General features: G+C 68.8%; 14 protein-coding genes and 2 pseudogenes. 6 read left to right on the top strand and 10 right to left on the bottom strand.

Annotation, left to right across the window (positions count from 1 at the left end; all coding sequences use genetic code 11):
- The first annotated feature begins 51 nt into the window (after positions 1 to 51).
- Positions 52 to 1,281, top strand: a complete 1,230-nt coding sequence (locus LMA02_RS31735; RefSeq protein WP_228910639.1) for an NAD(P)/FAD-dependent oxidoreductase — start codon at positions 52 to 54, stop codon at positions 1,279 to 1,281.
- Between the two features lie 36 nt (positions 1,282 to 1,317).
- The gene (locus LMA02_RS31730) at positions 1,318 to 2,469 is read left to right on the top strand and encodes a branched-chain amino acid ABC transporter substrate-binding protein (protein WP_228910638.1); all 1,152 of its coding nucleotides are present in this window, start codon (positions 1,318 to 1,320) and stop codon (positions 2,467 to 2,469) included.
- A 39-nt stretch (positions 2,470 to 2,508) separates the two neighbouring features.
- Here the strand turns inward: LMA02_RS31730 and LMA02_RS31725 are convergent, their stop codons facing one another.
- From LMA02_RS31725 to LMA02_RS35640, 5 genes and pseudogenes are all read right to left on the bottom strand, one after another.
- The gene (locus LMA02_RS31725) at positions 2,509 to 3,420 is read right to left on the bottom strand and encodes a hypothetical protein (protein ID WP_228910637.1); all 912 of its coding nucleotides are present in this window, start codon (positions 3,418 to 3,420) and stop codon (positions 2,509 to 2,511) included.
- Between the two features lie 59 nt (positions 3,421 to 3,479).
- Positions 3,480 to 3,803, bottom strand: coding sequence for a TfoX/Sxy family protein (locus tag LMA02_RS31720; protein ID WP_228910889.1), 324 nt, complete (start codon positions 3,801 to 3,803; stop codon positions 3,480 to 3,482).
- Positions 3,804 to 3,881: 78 nt separating this feature from the next.
- Positions 3,882 to 5,618, bottom strand: a complete 1,737-nt coding sequence (locus LMA02_RS31715) for a site-specific integrase (protein WP_228910636.1) — start codon at positions 5,616 to 5,618, stop codon at positions 3,882 to 3,884.
- Between the two features lie 98 nt (positions 5,619 to 5,716).
- Positions 5,717 to 5,852 (bottom strand): annotated as a pseudogene (locus tag LMA02_RS31710) (MFS transporter); the annotation flags it as partial.
- Positions 5,835 to 6,036, bottom strand: a pseudogene (locus LMA02_RS35640) (hypothetical protein); the annotation flags it as partial. The pseudogenes LMA02_RS31710 and LMA02_RS35640, both read right to left, overlap by 18 nt.
- A 327-nt stretch (positions 6,037 to 6,363) precedes the next feature.
- Here LMA02_RS35640 and LMA02_RS31705 point away from each other — a divergent pair.
- Complete coding sequence (locus tag LMA02_RS31705; RefSeq protein ID WP_228910635.1) at positions 6,364 to 7,554, top strand: tetratricopeptide repeat protein; 1,191 nt, start codon at positions 6,364 to 6,366, stop codon at positions 7,552 to 7,554.
- Between the two features lie 105 nt (positions 7,555 to 7,659).
- Here the strand turns inward: LMA02_RS31705 and LMA02_RS31700 are convergent, their stop codons facing one another.
- Positions 7,660 to 7,851 (bottom strand): DUF2964 family protein, encoded by a 192-nt coding sequence (locus LMA02_RS31700; RefSeq protein WP_228910634.1) that lies wholly within the window; start codon positions 7,849 to 7,851, stop codon positions 7,660 to 7,662.
- 15 nt (positions 7,852 to 7,866) lie between these two features.
- Positions 7,867 to 8,346: a universal stress protein gene (locus LMA02_RS31695; RefSeq protein ID WP_228910633.1), complete on the bottom strand. Its 480-nt coding sequence runs from the start codon at positions 8,344 to 8,346 to the stop codon at positions 7,867 to 7,869.
- 374 nt (positions 8,347 to 8,720) lie between these two features.
- Between LMA02_RS31695 and LMA02_RS31690 the strand changes: the two genes are divergently transcribed.
- Together LMA02_RS31690 and LMA02_RS31685 are read left to right on the top strand one after the other, a co-directional pair.
- A complete protein-coding gene (locus LMA02_RS31690) occupies positions 8,721 to 9,482 on the top strand; it encodes a 2-keto-4-pentenoate hydratase (RefSeq protein ID WP_166722952.1) in 762 nt (253 codons plus the stop codon).
- Between the two features lie 296 nt (positions 9,483 to 9,778).
- Positions 9,779 to 11,191, top strand: a complete 1,413-nt coding sequence (locus tag LMA02_RS31685) for a 3-deoxy-D-arabino-heptulosonate 7-phosphate synthase (protein WP_228910632.1) — start codon at positions 9,779 to 9,781, stop codon at positions 11,189 to 11,191.
- Positions 11,192 to 11,233: 42 nt separating this feature from the next.
- Here the strand turns inward: LMA02_RS31685 and LMA02_RS31680 are convergent, their stop codons facing one another.
- From LMA02_RS31680 to LMA02_RS31670, 3 genes are all read right to left on the bottom strand, one after another.
- Complete coding sequence (locus LMA02_RS31680) at positions 11,234 to 12,286, bottom strand: AraC family transcriptional regulator (RefSeq protein ID WP_228910631.1); 1,053 nt, start codon at positions 12,284 to 12,286, stop codon at positions 11,234 to 11,236.
- Between the two features lie 148 nt (positions 12,287 to 12,434).
- A complete protein-coding gene (locus LMA02_RS31675; protein WP_228910630.1) occupies positions 12,435 to 12,761 on the bottom strand; it encodes a hypothetical protein in 327 nt (108 codons plus the stop codon).
- Positions 12,762 to 12,793: 32 nt separating this feature from the next.
- Positions 12,794 to 14,299 (bottom strand): hypothetical protein, encoded by a 1,506-nt coding sequence (locus LMA02_RS31670; protein WP_228910629.1) that lies wholly within the window; start codon positions 14,297 to 14,299, stop codon positions 12,794 to 12,796.
- Between the two features lie 450 nt (positions 14,300 to 14,749).
- Between LMA02_RS31670 and LMA02_RS31665 the strand changes: the two genes are divergently transcribed.
- Entirely contained in the window at positions 14,750 to 16,921 is a 2,172-nt protein-coding gene (locus LMA02_RS31665) for a hypothetical protein (protein ID WP_228910628.1), read from the top strand.
- The last annotated feature ends 7 nt before the right edge of the window (positions 16,922 to 16,928 follow it).

Raw genomic sequence — 16,928 nt, 5'->3', positions numbered from 1 at the left:
GATTCTTAATCCCATCTTTGTGTGAACCAGGTGTGCCGGAGGAGAGGCGTCATGGCGAACATCGCCATCGTGGGTGCAGGTTTCATCGGGCTCGGCGCGGCGGCATGGCTGCAGCGCGACGGGCATCGCGTCACGCTGTTCGATCCGGCCGGGGTCGGCCACGGCGCATCGTTCGGCAACGCCGCGACGTTCGCGCCGTATGGCTGCGTGCCCGTCAACGGCCCGTCCGTGTTCCGCGACATGCCGCACTTCCTGTTCGCCGCCGACAGCCCGTTGCGCATCCGCTGGCCGTACCTGCTGCGCGGCGCGCCGTGGCTCGCGCGATTCCTCGCCGCGTCGACGCCCGCGCGTCACGCACGCAGCGCCGGCGCGCTGGCCGCGCTGCTGTCGCGCGCCGCCGACGGCTATGCGCCGCTGCTCGCTTCCACGCGACTTGCGGCATTCGTGCGGCCGCGCGAATGCCTGTATCTGTACGCACGGCAGGCGTCGTTCGACGCCGCGCAGCCGTCGCTGGCGCTGCGACGCCGGCTCGGCGTGCCGTTCGATACGCTCGACGCGGACGCGATCCGTCGGCTCGAGCCCGCACTCGCGCCGATCTTCACGCGCGGCGTGTTGTTCCATGGAAGCTGGCATTTCTCCGATCCGTGCGGATTTCTCGACGCGCTGTTCGCGCACCTCGCAAGCGGCGGCGCGACGCTCGAACGCGCGCAGGTCGAACGGATCGAGCCCGTCGGCGACGGCGTGGCCGTGCATGCGGGCGGTACGGCGGACATCTTCGATCATGTGGTGATTGCCGCCGGCGCCCGCTCGCGCGCGTTCGCCGCCGCGTGCGGCGACACCGTGCCGCTCGATACCGAGCGCGGCTACCACGTGCAGTTCGCCGCGCATGAGCGGATCGTCACGCGGCCGGTCGGCTGGGCCGAGCGCGGGTTCTACATGACGCCGCTCGACGAAGGGTTGCGCGCGGCCGGCACGGTTGAACTGGGCGGCTTCGATGCCCGTATGAACCGCTCGCTGGTCGCGCTGCTCACGCGTTCGGCGCGCGAAGCGCTGCCGTCGCTCGGCACGCCGACGCGCAGCTGGCTCGGCTTTCGGCCGACGCTGCCGGACGGCGTACCCGTGATCGGCCGCGCGCGGCGCAGCGAGCGCGTGATCCACGCATTCGGCCACCAGCATCTCGGCGTCACGCTCGCCGGCATCACCGGGCGGATCGTCGCCGATCTCGTCGCGCAACGCGCGCCACCGCTGGACCTCGCACCTTACCGGGCCGCGCGATTCTGACGCGCGCCGCAACCTTCACCCCTGCAAGGAGGCATCATGAATCGTCGTAACTGGCTGGCATGGCTGGCCGTCTGCTCGATCGGCACGGTCGCTGCGTCCGCGCATGCCGCGGACCCGGAACCCATCAAGATCGGCTTCGCCGGCCCGCTGACGGGGCCGGTCGCGCGCGTCGGCAAGGATCTCCAATACGGCGCGCAACTCGCGCTCGACGAGGAGAACGCGAAACATCCGACCGTCGGCGGCAAGCCCGTGCGCTTCGTGCTCGACGTGCAGGACGACCAGGCCGACCCGCGCATCGCGATCCAGGTCGGGCAGAAGCTCGTCGACGACGGCGTGGTCGGCGTGATCGGCCACTACAACTCGGGCTGCAGCATTCCCGCGTCGGCTGTCTACAAGCAGGCGAACATCGCGATGATCACGCCAGGCTCGACCAATCCTCAGCTGACGATGCAAGGCTTCAAGAACGTGTTCCGCACGATGGGGCACGACGGTGTAGGCGGCGTGGTGGCCGGCCGCTTCGCGGTCGAACAGCTGAAGGCGAAGCGGATCGGCATCATCGACGACCGCACCGCGTTCGGCCAGGGGCTCGCCGACGCATTCGAGAAAGGCGTGAAGGACGCGCACGGCAGCGTCGTCGGTCGCGAATACACGAACGACAAGGCCGTCGATTTCCGCGGCATCCTGACGACGATGAAGAGCAACAACGTCGACCTACTGTTCTTCGGCGGCCTCGACGAACAGGGTGCGATGCTCGTCAAGCAGATGCGCTCGCTCGGCATCCGCGCGCAGCTGTTCGGCGCCGGCGCGCTCAAGAGCAATGCGTTCCTGAAGATCGCCGGCACCGCGGGCGAAGGCACGCAGGATCTAGAACCGGGGCCGGCGCTCGACAAGCTGCCGTCCGCGATCGCGTTCGCGCAGCGCTACAAGGCGCGCTTCAACCAGGACGTCGAGCTCTATGCGCCGTTCGCGTACGACGCGGCGCTCGCGATGATCGCGGCGGTCCACAAGGCCGGTTCGGTCGACCGCGCCAAGATCGTCGCGAGCCTGCCGGGGGTGTCGGTCACCGGCGTGACCGGGAAGATCTCGTTCGACGAGCGCGGCGACCTGATCAAGCCGCCGTACACGCTGTTCCGCGTCGAACAGGGACAGTGGCACAGCATTCGCACGGTCGGCGGCGCGTCGAACTGATCGACTGATCGACACCGGGCAGCCCGGCGGCAGGCGGCGTCATCGCGCCGCCTGCTGCCGCTGCACCTCCTGCGCTTTCATCTGCAGATACGCGCCCCGCTCGACTTCGTGCAGCTGCTGCGGGTACTGCTCGGTGGCGTCGAACCAGCGCGCGAGGCGCTGGTCGAGCGGTTTGTCGAGCGTCGCCAGATACGTGTCGATCGCGAGGTAGTAGCGCATCGTGTTGCGCTCCAGCAATCCGCGCACGCCGCCGATGTATTGCGGCTGCGCCGTCGATGCGCCGCTCGCGACCGTGAACCCGACCTTGTCGCTGCCGGCCGTCGCGAGGTAGGTCTTCATCGCCATGCGGCCGACCGTGCCGAAGCCGTACGAATACGTGAGGTGCAGGAACGTGCGCGATGCGCCGATCGGCACGGCCTCCAGCGCGATCCGGTAGTCCTTCGTGCCCATCGGGCCGCTGTCGGCGGTCAGGTCGACCTGGAAGTAGTCGGGCGTCGCGGCGGCCACGCCGTAGCGGAACTGCACGCGATAGGTATCCGACAGCTTCTGCTCGATCTTGCGGCCGAGGTTCACGTCGAGCACCGGGCCGTTGCTGCCGGTCGATGCATGGCAATACTTCGTGTTCAGATGCAGGATCAGCACCGCGCACCAGTTGGCGGGGCCCTGCGCGGAATCGTTGAGCTTGCCGTTCACGACGGCGAACGGATAGTCGACGACCGCGTAGATGTCGCCCTTCAGCGATGACGACGCCTCGGACGATTCGAGGTACAGCGGGCGGTGGAACGGGTTGTTCTTCAGTTGCTCGCCGAGGCTGTGATAGCGGTCGAGCAGCGCCGCCGCACCATCCGCGCCGAACGACAGCGCACTCCAGCCGACGCATAGCGCCGCGACGAGCGCGTGCCATGCGCGGCGAGCATATCGCGGGGCTTGCGAGTGTCGGGTTGTCTCCATTCTTGTGCTCCAGTGCGGCGTGCGGGTTGGCACGCCTGTTTCACGGAAGATGCTGACCGCTATCGGCCTCGCTTCACCGGGACCGGCAATTGCGCGGCGGTGATCCGGATCAGCGTCGACAGCCATTCGCGGTCGTCCCAGCGGTCGCCGTCAATGACGAGATGCGGCTTCGCTGCCGGATACGGTGAAGCTTCGTCGCAGGCACCGACAAACGCACGCCCGTCGGACGTCGGCTTGACGAACAACCGGTCGTCGCACACCAGCGCGACCATCTTGCCGTCACAGTAGATCCCGTATTCGCCGAACATCTTGCGGGCCGACACCGTGCCGGCCAAGGCCATCTGCTCGACGATGAAATCGACGGTTCCCTGACTCGATGCCATCCACCCGCTCCGTGACCGAATAACCGTTCTGACCGTCATCGATGCCGTGTCGTTCCGTTCAATCCGTTCGCGTCCCGCTTATTTGTCAGCCGAAAACGCACTCGACATCTGCCGCGCCCGCTTCACGTCATCTCCGTGCAGATAGATCGACGTCGTCGAGATCGACGCATGCCGCAGATTGTCGCGCACCGTCGTCAACTCTGCGCCCCGCGCGAGCGCGTGCGTCGCGTGCGTATGCCGCATCCAGTGCGGGCTCGCCTGCCGCAGCTTCTGCGCGAGCGCCGGGTTGTCGGCATCGACGAGCGCGGCCGTCTGCGCGAAGAACCGCTGCATCACCTTCCACAGCCGCACGCTCGTGATCGCGGCCGCGCCGTCTTCCGTGAGGCTCGGAATCAGCGGCGTATCGGGCCGCCAGCGCACCGGCGTGACCGGCAGCCGGCGCGCGACCAGATAGCGATCGAGCGCCGTGCGCGCGAGCGGCGGCAGCGCGACGCGCGCGGCCTTGCTGCCTTTGCCGATCACCTTCAGCCACGCGTCGCCGTGCGCGTCCGTATCGATGTCGCCGAGCGTCGCGCCGACCAGCTCGCTCGCGCGCAGTCCGGTCGCATAGCCGAAATCGAGGATGAAGCGCAGCCGTTGCGCGGCGGCGGGCGTCCAGCCGGATCCCGGCGCGCCCGACGGCTTGTCCTTGCGAAACTCGAGCCCGTCCGCGATCGTGCGCACGAGCAGCCACTCGCCTTCGGTGAACGCATGCGACGTGTCGAGCGCATTCGCGCCGCGCGTGTCGCGCACCTTGACGCCCGCGAACGGATTCGCGAGCAGATAGCGCTGCTCGATCAGCCAGCGGAACAGCGCGCCGAGGACCGACAGCGTGTACGCGGCCGAGCGCGCGGACAGCCCGCCCGAAAACGGCCGCCAGTCCGGCGCGCCGCGCGGCCGCACGGGGCCGACCCAGCGTTCGTGCGGCGTCGGGCGCCGGATGAACGCGCGATACGCGACCGCATCCTCGGTCGTCAGCGACGACAGCGCCCGGCCGCGCTCGACGATCGCCCACAGGATCAGCCGCTCGGCCTCCTTCCGGTACGCGCGCCGCGTCGCGGCCGATTCGTGCAGCGACAGCCACGCGTGCACGGCCGCGTAATCGTTGTCCGCATCGAGCGTGCTGGTGGCGCGCGGCGCACGGAACGTGCCGGCCGATCCGTCGACCTCGTGCGGCAGCTTCAGTTGCTCCCACGGCACGATGCTGCCGCGCGGCGTCGCGGCGATCAGCGCGCGCGCCCGCTCGGTCAGATCGGGATGCGCGGAAAAGAACGCTTCGATATGCCGCGCGCTCGCCACACCGAGCCCCGCGATCGCGCGCCACCACTGACGTCGGCGCGGAATTCGCACGGTCAGGTCGGCCAGCGTCGCGATCCCGTGCGCACGCAGCGCGACGACCGCACGCGCCGGCAGCCACAGGCCGACGTCGTCGCTAATCTGCGGCACCGGCGCGCGCGCATGGCGCAGCACGCCGATCGCATCGGCCGCGGCCTTCGCCATCTGCATGCGCTCGCTGTCGGCATGACCGAGCTGCTCGGCGAGATCGGGCCGTCCGGCCTGCCGCGCGACACGCACGAGGCGACGCCGAATGGCGCCGATCACGCCGCGCGCCGAGCGCCCTTCACCGAGCCGACCGGGCAGGTAGCGCTCGACGGCCTGGCGCACGGTCATGCCCGCGTACCACGCACGTAGCGCGGCCAGTTCGTCGGCGTCGGGAAAACCCGCGAGCGCGGGCGCGGAATCGGAGGAAGGCGGCAGGGTGAGGCGCGGTGTCATGGGCGCAAGTTTGACAGAACTGCGCACGGTCGCAAACGGCCGAAGCGCGGTACGCGCCCCGCGCGATGCCGGACGCTGCCGGTATCGCTCAACAGCGCTCAGCCCGCCGCAGGCGTGCGCCGCACTTCCGACAGGTGGATGAGGATCAGCGACACCCGCACGATCCCGGACAGGAACATGAAGCAGGTCGTGCAGCATGCCGAACAGGCTCGGCAGCAGGAAGCCGCCGAGCCCGCGCCCGGCTTTGGTACGAACGCCGCACGTGGTCATCCTCGACGATCGAGCGCAAGGCGTCGACCGGTGCGAGCGTGCGGCGGCGTGCGCGCCACAGCTTCACCAGCGCGCTGCGCACCATCGGATGCTTCAGACGGTTCGCGCTATAAAAATAGCAGGAGTACGAAGCACTGCGCGAGAAGCCGAGAAGCCCGCTTTTTTCCGGTCTTTTCGCAAACCCTGATTATTCAAGGAAATGAAATACCGGTTGTAAAGGACCATCGGATTTCAATCGCCGCCGATTGAGCAGTACCACCTGTTATGCTGCGCGCGGGTGCTCCGCTGCACCTGCCCGTCCGTTTCCCCATGGATCGGTCGGGCGCGATCCGCCTCGAATGGCATTGAATGAACGGCGATTCCCGTCGGGTAATCGCCGGCCCGCAGCACGCTGTTTATAGAAGACTGCGCAATGCATTCGAAGGTTTACCGGCCGTCGGTCAATAACACTTTTACCTATAAGAACCGCATTTTCATGACATCACGCTTTTTCACCGCATGCATTGCCGCCGTGATCGGCTGCGCCACGCTGCCCGCCGCTCACGCCCGCACCTATATCGCGCCGACGACGTCGCTCGGCAAAGGCGCTTACGTCCATCAGTTCGTGCTGCGCGACCCGGTCACGCACCAGCCGCTGCCGAATGCGCGCTACCGGCTGTTCCTGCCGGGCCAGGTCATCGCGGGCCTGCCGGTCAAGCCAGGCCAGCACGACAGCGTGGTCTTCGGCACGACCGACGACGCCGGCCGCACCGTGCGGATCCGGCTGCCGAAATCGCATCCGCAGAAGCAGTGGGTGTTCAACCCGGTGATCGGCGACGGCGACCTGGGCGAATCGTTCCGGCTGGTCGATGCGGGCGGCGACGCGCCGCTCGGCGGCTTCCCTTACCTGCTGGACGTGGAGCACGAATATCTGGCGTGCGGCCACTCGGACGCGAACGGCTACACGTACTACGCGCAGTCACGCACGCCGCGCACCGTCAATCTGTACACCGGGATGCTGGGTGATTCGGCCGACACCGACTGGTGCGCGGGCCCCGGTGCGGCGATTGCGAACAGCGCGAACGAACCGGGCGCGCCGGACCTGTACACGCAATACCTCGGCAGCCTGGTCGCCAACGGTGACCGGATCGGCAGCGAGTTGCGCCAACAGATCGTCATCAAGCTGCTGTCGCTCGCGACCGAAGAACGCGACGCCGGCCGCGTGGCCGCCGTGCTCGACCTCGGCGAGATCCCCGACGACCGCCTGAACGACACCGGCTATCGGCTCGTCGACGCGGGCGTCGCAGTCGATCGCGGGCTCGCGATGATCGACGCGCATCTCGCGAAAGCGCCCGACGATGCGTATGCGCTCGACAGCAAGGGTTGGGCGCTGTATCGGCTCGGCCGCAACGACGAAGCGCTCACGTGGTTCGACCGCTCGATCGCGATCTTCGAGAAGAATGGTAAAGCGGACAGCGACACACACGAAGCCTGGGCGACCGGCCTGACGCACAAGGGCGAGGTGCTGTGGAAGCTGGGCCGCCAGGATGAAGCGCGCGATGCGTTCGCGCAGGCGCGCAAGATTCAGCCGAAGAACGCGGAGCTGGCGGAAACGTTGAAGCGGCTGAATGTGCAGGAAAAGCCTGCCGAGGCCGGTGCGTCAGCGTCCGGTACGACCGGCACCTGACACGTCACGGGCCCGCCACACGCGGCAGGCAGTGATCGTCGGACACCGCCGGTCACTGCCGGGCGCCGGCACGCGCCCTTTCAGGAAGACCGGCGCCTTCCCGCATCACCCTTCGCCCTTGGGCCCCGGGTTGAGCATCACGACGAAACCGGCGACGCCGACGATCATCGCGATCGCACCGCCGCGGAGCGCGATCGCTTCGTCGAACAGCAGCCCGGTCACGACGGCCATCATCCCCGCGAGCGACACGAACACGGCGATCGCCGCGACGACGATCCGGTACTGGCGACGTATCATCGCGCGCCCCTCGCGTCAGGCCGCCGTGGCGGACGCCGGCACGTCGCCGTCGTCGCCGCGAACCAGCAGCACCGGGCACGTCGCACCGCGCACGAAGCGCTCGGCGACGCTCCCGAGCAGCACGCGCCGGATGCCGCGCCGCCCGTGCGTGCCGACCACCGCGAGATCGATGCCATGCTCCTTCACGTAACGCTGCAGGCGTTCCGAGATGTCCTCGCCGATGCTCTCGGTCTCGACGAGCTCGGCCTCGCCCTTCGCACCGGCCAGCGCGACGATCTGTTCGGCTTCACGCAGCACCTTGCGCCCGTCGTCGCGGATTTCCTCGACGAGCGCGTGCGGATCGAAGCGGCCCGCGTACGTAAACAGCACCGACTTGTCGACCACGTACACGACGCTGACGTGCGTATCGCCCGCCAGCGCCACCTTCACGGCCTCGGCAAGCGCTTGTTTCGACGAAGCGCTGCCGTCGATGGCCACCATGATCTTCTTGTACATACGAACCTCGCTGGGGTGAGTTGCCGCGCGCGGTGGCACGCGGCCATGTCCCCATCATCGGCCGACGGCGGGCTCGAAGGTTGACGGCGATCAAGGTCCGCCCGACGCCGGTCGTGCGGCAAAGCGCCACGTGGTTCCGGTGATGCAAGCGATGGCGGCCACGGCCGCGCGGACCAGCTTCCGGCCGGCGCAACGAGGGGGATGCTTTGAGTACATGCGCCGCGACGTTGCCGGCGCGCCCGCCTCCCTGCCGCGGGGATGCATTCAGCCGCGCCACGCGACCGAGCAGCCATGCCGCCGAAGGCGCTATCATCAGAGCTGCGATCTTCGTCCGGCCCCTTTTTGCCGGTTCACTTTCAACTCGCTCAACCGACATGACAACGACTACCGAACGCGTGGACGGCGCCGCCCAGCATCTCGTCGCCGCCCGCCATGCCGGCGTGCCCGGCCCGCTGCTGCCCGACGCCTTCCGCCCCGAGAACGTCGACACCGCGCTCGCGATCCAGCATCGCGTCGCCGATCTGCTCGGCGAAACGATCGGCGGATGGAAATGCGCATTGCCCCCGCCCGACCGCGTGATCGTCGCGCCGATCTTCGCGTCGACGATTCGCGAAGCCGATGCGCCGTACCGCGTCGTCGGCGGCCCGATCGTGCGGATCGAGCCGGAAATCGCGTTCGTGCTCGAGCGCGACCTGCCCGCCCGCGCGCAGCCGTACGACGAGAACGACGTGCGCGGCGCGATCCGCGAAGTGCGCATCGTGCTGGAGGTATTGGGCTGCCGCTATGCGGAGCCTGCGCGCGCGTCGAAGTTCGAACTGCTCGCCGACGGGCAGTTCAACCAGGGGCTGTGCGTGGGCCCGGTCGTGCCGGACGGGCTGAACGTGCCGCTCGAGACGCTCGCGCTGTCGTTCGAGGGCGCACTGAATCGCACGATCGACGGCCGCCATCCGGACGGCGATCCGCTCAAGCCGCTCGTATGGCTGGTGAATTTCCTGGCGTCGCGCGGTGACGGCGCACGCGCCGGCCAGATCGTGACGACCGGCTCGTATGCAGGCGCGATCGACGTGCCGCTCGGCGACGCGCTGACCGTGCGCTTCGGCGAGCTCGGCAGCCTGTCGGTGACGCTGACGGCGTAACCGGTCGCGGGCAACGCTGCCCGGGCTGGCGGGCTGGCCGCGTCGATGCGGCCACGCCGATGCGGACGGCGATCCTGATGAACGTGCAGCACGCTCCGCACGACGTCGACGGCGTCACGCGTTGAAGCAGATCCACGACGGCGGGTTGGCGGCGAGCCATCGCTGGCTGCATGCCGGGCCGCTCGCGTTTCGCGGTCCGCTGGCCGGTTTCGTCCGGTCCGGCGTGATAACGTTGCACATCGTCGCCCGCGGTTCGAACCGCGGGCACGCGAACCGCTTTCACGCCCATACCCGCCATGTCGCTGACACCGCTGCCCGCCCTGCTCGACGAAATCCTGCTCACCGTCACGCGCCGCTACCGGCTGCCGCCGTTCGACGGTGCGTCGACGCCAGCCGATGCCGCGCACCCGGCGGCGACCCTTGCACGCGTGATCGAGGACGCACGCCGGATGCTGACCGACGGCCGGTCTCCCGGCACGGCTCTGCGGCAGCGCTTCATCGATGCCCTTGCGCACATGATCCGCGCTGCGATGGATGCGCATTCCGGCGATCACGCGTTTCAGGCGTCGGTCCTGCGGCACGACGCGCCGAGCGTGCGCGAATACGCATCGCTGCACGCGCACGCCGAGCAGGACCGGCGCGCGCTGCACTCGGCCGTCAACGCGATCGCGCACCCGGCCAAGCTCGAGCGCAGCGCCCAGGCGTGGCAACGCGACGGGCTCGCGCGGTTGCATGCGGCCGCAACGTCCGCCTCGTGGGGCGAGCTCCATGCCACGCTGGAGCAGCTGCTCGCGCTGCCCGGCATGGCGACCGACACCGCTTTCGAGCAGGACTTCGTGAAGTTGAAGGACGGTGCCGCACTCGAACGCCTGCTGCGTCTCGACGCGCTGGCATCGGACGAGCACGTCCGTCGATACCGCGCGCTGTGGGTCCGGCAAGGGCCGCTCGAAGGCAGCACGGTCGCGGTCGCGCAGGGCGTTGCGTCCCAGCAGCGCGGCGCGGCCGTCGAAGCGCTGGCCGCGCAGGCGCTCGACGCACTGGCCCGCCGGCTCGACGCGCTGGACGAGCGGCGCACGTACCGCGTGGTCACGTCGATGCGCGTGCCGTCAGCGATACCGGGCCGCCACGACCGCGCGAAGACCGAATGGGACGCGATCCTGCTCGAACGCACGCGCGGCGACGAAGCGGCGCCCGTGTGGAACGTGCGCTTCCTCGTCGAGGCGAAGGCGTCGGCGGATGCCGCGACGACCGATTTGCCGCGACTGCTGCGCGGCCTGAACCTGCTCGCGCAGGCCGACGCGGACACGATCTATTCGTTCGAGACGCACCAGGGCACGGTGCGCGTGCACGGCGCGTCGCTGCGCGCGTTGACGACCGACGACGCGGCGCTGCAGCGGGAAGTACTCTATTGCTGCGATGCGTCCGCGGACGCGACGCCGCGCTTGCTGGGCGCCGCGAGCCGGATGCAATTGCTGTCGGCGCAGGCGAGCCTCGAATACGCCAGCGCGCTCGCGCGGCAGCCCGACGCCGATTCGTCCGGCCTCGGTGTGATCTGGCAGGCGCTGCTGTCGCAGCCGCAATGGCATGCGGTGCTGCATCAATACCCGTCGTTGCGGCAGGTGCGCGAATTGATGGTGGCAATCGACGACTTGCGCGCCGCGATCGACGACGCAGACGAAGGCGGCGTCGCGAGCAGCGCGTGCGCGTGATGCCCGAAGCGGGTCGCCGCGCGACGGCACCGCGCGGCCCGCTCAGTTGGTGAGCACGCCGAACGGCAGCGTCCATCCCGCCAGCCGGCCGCCGTCGCCCCATCGATCGTCGGCCGCATCGCACGGCAGCAGCACCGGCGCGGCCGCACACTCGAGCGTTTCCTTCGGCGTATGGCCGAACTCGGCCTTGAACAGCCGGTGGAAATACTTCTCGTCGGGAAAACCGTGCGCCCACGCGATTTCCGCGATGCGCCGATGCCGGCGCTGCGGATCGCCCAGCACGTGGTATGCGTGACGCAAGCGCCTGCGCGTGATCTGCCGCATCACGCCGCCGTCCTCCTTGAACAGCTGATAGAGCCGTGCCCGCGACACGCCGATGTCCCGGCAGATCCGGTCGGGTGTCAGGTCGGGTTCCAGCAGGTGCATGTCGATGTAGCGCCGCACGCGCTCGACCAGCGCGTTGTCGATCGGGCCGCGCGCGTCGTCGAGTGCCTGTGCGCTCGGCGCCACCGCCGCCGCCAGCAGCAGCAACAACGATTGCACGACGCTCGGCACCTCGTGCATGCGCAGGTCCGGCAGGTTGCGGAACAGCGACAGCATCTGGTCGCCGACCAGGCGGCCCACGCCGCTCGTCAGCGTCTGCCCGTGCGCCCGCGCCGCATGGCTCGGCAGCAGGTATCTGGGCACGACCAGGCTGATCACGTCGCCGGCGTCGACCCGGCAGTCGTTGATCTGCGCGACGTCGTACACGAACACGTCGCCGGCGCGCTTGATCAGCGCGGGGCCGCCGGTATGGCTCGCGAGCCGCCCGCCGAGCAGCAGCGTGAAGCGGATCGAATCCTGCCCGTCGAGCCGGATCCGCCGGGTGGTCCGGTGAACCGTATAGGTCGGCGCGCGCGAGCGCCATTGCCGGCCCGACAGGATCAGCGGGCCGAGCGCGGCGCCGCTCGCTTGCGCGTCGAACGGGCCGTGGCCGCCGGCGTCATCCAGCCGGTAGTCGCACAGCATGTCCTTCACCCAGACGTGGAACCGGTCCGGCTCGGGGTAATCGGTCGTGCGAAACTTGAAAACAGGGACGAATGCCGCTTGATCCATGACGGTTTTTTTATCGAGCCGACGGGAAGGAATGAATCGGTTCGTTGATTATCGGACCAAATTGCGCCGGCGCAAGGCCGGCGCGGCATATCGTCCACCCAAGCGGTCGACCGACGCCCTGCGGCGGGCGTCGTCGTGATCGCGGCCATCAGCGTTGCGGATGGCACTCCCAGTTGTTGTACGTCGGCCGATCGATCGGCGTGAGCCCCGGAATCATGAACACCGTACAGCCGAAACGCCGCCCCTTGCCCGTCGTCGCGGCGTAACTCACCTTCTGGCCGCCCAGCCCGTCCTTCTTCCCGTACTGCACGTTGGCGATGGTGATCTCGTCGGACGACGCGAGCCCGAGCGTCTTTGCGGTCGACGTCTGCACGTCGACCATGTTCATCTGCGTCGTGCCGCACGCGGACAGCACGAGGCCCGCGACCGCGGCACCCAGCGCGGTCCGGACGGTGCAATGCAAGGTTTTCTTCATCACTTCTCCTTCGGTTTCCCGCGCAACGCGATTTACGTGCCCGGGGTATAGAAACTGGACTGCAGCTGGCTGCCGATACTCGCGACATACGACTGCCAGATGAGCGCCATCGACCCCGTGCCGTTGACGGCCAGCGCCGGCCACGATGCGCTCTGCGCCGCCACCGTCGACGCGCTCCACGCCCCTTTCCGGTAGGTGGCCGCGATGACGGCCGACGCGCCCGGCAAGCCCGTGTCCTGCCATGCAACCGTCACGTTGCCGCCCGCGTCGATCACCAGCGGCGGATACTGGGGGGCCGCCCCGTTCAGGTGCTCCGTCAGCCGCTGCAGCGGCCCCCAGTTGCCGCTGGCATCGGACACGCTCGCCTGCAGGACGGCGCCCCCTTCGGCCCACATCGCGGCGGCCACGCCGTTTTCGTTGACGGTCAGCATCGGCGTCGCGATGAACCCCGTCGGCTCCGCGATCGCTGGCGCCACGGGCTGCGAGGGCTGCCAACCCGTACCGGCTACGTAGCGTTGCGACATCGTCGCCGTGAGGATCTGCCCGCCCGTCACGTCGAGCTGCCCCCAGAGCAGCGTGATGTTGCCCTTCGCGTCCATGCCGGCCACCGGCGAGATGATGGTCGTGAACAGGCTCGAGTTCGATACGGCCTGGTTGACGTCGGTCCAGCCGTTGGTCGCGTCGTACGTGGCCGTCCACAGCGCCGACTGCGTATGGTTGGTCTGCCGCCACGCGAGCACCGCGCGGCCGGACGGCAGCACCGACATCATCGGCCTCACGTTGTCGGTATCGCCGGTCACCGCACCGGGCCCGGTCTGCACCGGCATCTGGATCAGCGCCGTCGGCGACCACTGTCCCGCCTGCGTATAGCGCGTCCATGCGATGCGCGTATCGAGCAGGCTGATCGATTGCGTCCAGGCGACGAGCGCGTTGCCCTGGCTGTCGATCCCGGCCGTATAGGACGAACCGGCCATGTCCGCCGCCAACTCGAGCGGCACGCCCCATCCGGTACCCGGGCTGTACGGGCGCGCCCACAGTGCGTACGTGTTGGGGCCCGGCATCCATTCCGTCCAGAACGCGACCGCCTGTCCGCTCGCGTTGCCGACCAGTTGCGGCGGAACCCCGGTCAGCCCGTTCATCGAATGCGACCCGTCGCTCGTGTCGAGCCGCGTCGCGCTTGCCCAGCCCGAGCCCGGGACATAGCGCGCACCCCACATTTCGTCGCCGTTCGCGCCGGCCGGGCCAAGGGTCATCCAAGTGGCGAGCGCATTGCCGCTCGCGTCGATCGTCACGCTGGGGTCGCCTTCCGGTCCCTTGCCGTCCACCACGACGGCCGTCGACCAGCCGGCCTGCGGCTGCGCGGTGCCGCCGCCCGTCGGGCCGCCGCTCGAACCGCCGCCGGGCGGTGTCGTCCCGGACGGCGAACCGGGATTGCCCGGCGCCGCCGACGACGCGCCGCCGTTCGTGGCAACGTCGTCGCCACCGCATGCGCTCAGCGCGAGAACGGCTGACATGACCAACCATGTAATGGGTTTCATCGGAATCCTCTTGTTTTCGTTTTCCGGCATGCTCTCGTCTGCCGTTGGCCGAAACGCCGCATCGCGTCGGTCGGCCGATCAGTTAGCAATACTATTGAACAGGCACGCAAGGCGGCGCCGTTTCATGTCCCCGTCAGGATCGATTCCGTCGCGCGGATCGCCCCGAACGCCGCCTTCTGCAGACCACCCCCGTCGGACGGCGAAGACGACCGCATGTCGTCTATCGTCGGATGTCCGTCACTGCCGGCTGCATCTTAATTCATGCGCTCCGGATTCAAGGTGGCGTTGCGTCTACAGTGAGTGGACTTCCATCTCGCCGGGCCGGCGAGCGGCGCGCCGGGTCGCCCTGCACACGCGGGCGACCGAAGCGGCGCGTGAGGTACGATACGCGCCGGGCCGAAATGCCCGCTGAGAGACCCGGCCCTCGCGGCCCCACCCAGTACAAGAAAAATGCCGAGAAACCCGACGCTGAACCGAAACCTGCTCGCCGCGCTGGCGGCCAGCCTCCTTTGCCTGCCCGCCGCCCACGCCAGCTCGGACGACAGCTGCAACGTGCCGCCCACGCTCCGGCAAAATACGTACTCGTGCGGCAACGTGCCGATGCTGAGCCCCGCGAACGACACGCGCATCAACGCGATGCTGATGATGGTCGACGGCGCCAAGGTCGCGCGGGTGTTTCCGGACCCGAAGACCATTCCGCCGAAAGACCGGATCAGCCAGATGATCGTGCCGTTCCCGATGGATTTTTCCGGGTGGATCGATATCGGCCAGAAGGCGTCCGACCCGACCGGCGGCGCAGCGGACGCCGATGCGCCGTCGAACCGGTACGCCGACGGCGAAGGCAGCATCTGTCGCAGCATGGAATCGGGCGCGGACGCGTTCAACGACGCACTGGGCGGTGCCGGCGGCCTTCCCGCCGACGAAGCCGCCCGCCTGCGCGCGGCGCGCGCCGACATCGCGCAGAAAACATGTGCCGCGGGCGGCGCGAGCGCCGCGTGGACGAAGCCGCCGGTCAAGTCGCCGCTCGGCCAGCAGTTCGCCGCGTACCTCGACGGCACGAACGCGTTCTACCGCGCCGACTTCCTCACCGCGACCCGGGCCTTCGCGAGCGCATCGCACAGCGCGAACCCGTGGCTGAAGGAAACCGGCCTCTATATGGCCGGGCGCGCGCAACTGAACGCCGCGCAGGCCAACGCATTCGACAACGACAGCCCGACGCCGTCACGCGCGCGCGTCACGAAGGTGTCGCTCGACGCCGCGAACACCGTGTTTCGCACCTACCTGAAGGTGTATCCGCAGGGGCGCTATGCGGTCTCCGCGACGGGGCTGCTGCGGCGCGTCGCATGGCTCGGCGGGGACGTCGTGCAGCAGGCCGACCTCTACGGTCACGCGCTCGCGCGCTGGTCGCCGGCGACGTCGAACGTGCCGCTGATGCAGCTGGCGAACGAACTCGACAGCAAGCTGCTGTTCGGGTCGGAACTCGATGCGCGCCAGATCCAGTCGCCGACCGTGCTCGCGACCGTCGACCTGCTGCGCATGCGTACGTCGGACAGCAGCGATTCGAGCCGCGGCAAGCCGCTGACACTGGACGACCTGCAGGCGCAGAAACCGCGCTTCGCGAACGCGCCCGCGCTGTACGACTACCTGCTCGCCACCTGGTATGTGCAGATCGGGCGCAAGCCCGATGCCGCGCTTGAGTTGCTGCCGCCCACGCCCGCCGTGCCGCTCGACTACTTCGGCCTGAGCCAGCAGGCGCTGCGCGCGTTCGCGCTGGAGGATAGCGGCCAGGGTGACAAGGCGCGCCAGCTGTGGCGCGACCTGATTCCGCTCGCGAAATTGCGCTTCCAGCGCGAGGCGCTGGAACTCGCGCTCGCGATCAACCTGGAGCAGGCCGGGCTCGTCAACGACGTGTTCGCCGACGATTCGTTCGTGCAAAACGCCGCGATCCGGGCCGTCCTGCTGCAGCGCTCGGCCAATGCGGACCTGCTGCGCACGCAGGCGCAGAACCACGCGGCCGGCGGCGCGCTGCGCGACACCGCGCTATACACGCTGCTCTACAAGGAACTCACGCGCTCGCACTACGCCGATTTCATCGCCGATACCGCGCTGGTGTCCGGCGCGCCCGCCGATCCGTTGAAACCGTTCATCGCATCCGGCGCCCGGAATGAAGACGGCTACGTGTGCCCGTCCGCGCGCGAGATCGCCGCGGCGCTGCAGCAGAATCCCGCCGATGCGAAAGGGCTGAACTGCCTGGCCGATTTCGTGCGCCTTCATCCGCCCGCGGCCGGCCTCGAAGGCGACCCGGTGCCGCCGTGGATGCGCAATGCGTCGGCGGCGGCCGCCACGCGCGTGCCGCCGACGCTCGGCGGCGCGCCGTCGCAGTTCGCGGGCAAGCCGTACGAGCGGATGTCGAGCTACGTGACTGTGATCGCCGATGCGCAGGCCAGCCCGAACGACCGTGCGTACGCGCTCTACCGCTCGATCAAGTGCTATGCGCCGGGCGGCTCCAACGAATGCGGCGGCAAGGACGTGCCGAAGAACGTGCGCAAGCGCTGGTTCGACACGCTGAAAACCGCCTATCCGGGCACCCCGTGGGCGCAGAAGCTCCGCTACTACTGGTGAGCGCCGC

The sequence above is a fragment of the Burkholderia sp. B21-005 genome (genome assembly GCF_020843965.1).
Classification (GTDB): domain Bacteria; phylum Pseudomonadota; class Gammaproteobacteria; order Burkholderiales; family Burkholderiaceae; genus Burkholderia; species Burkholderia ambifaria.
Note: the sequence above shows the minus strand (reverse complement) of the source record. Positions and strands in the feature narration are given on the sequence as shown.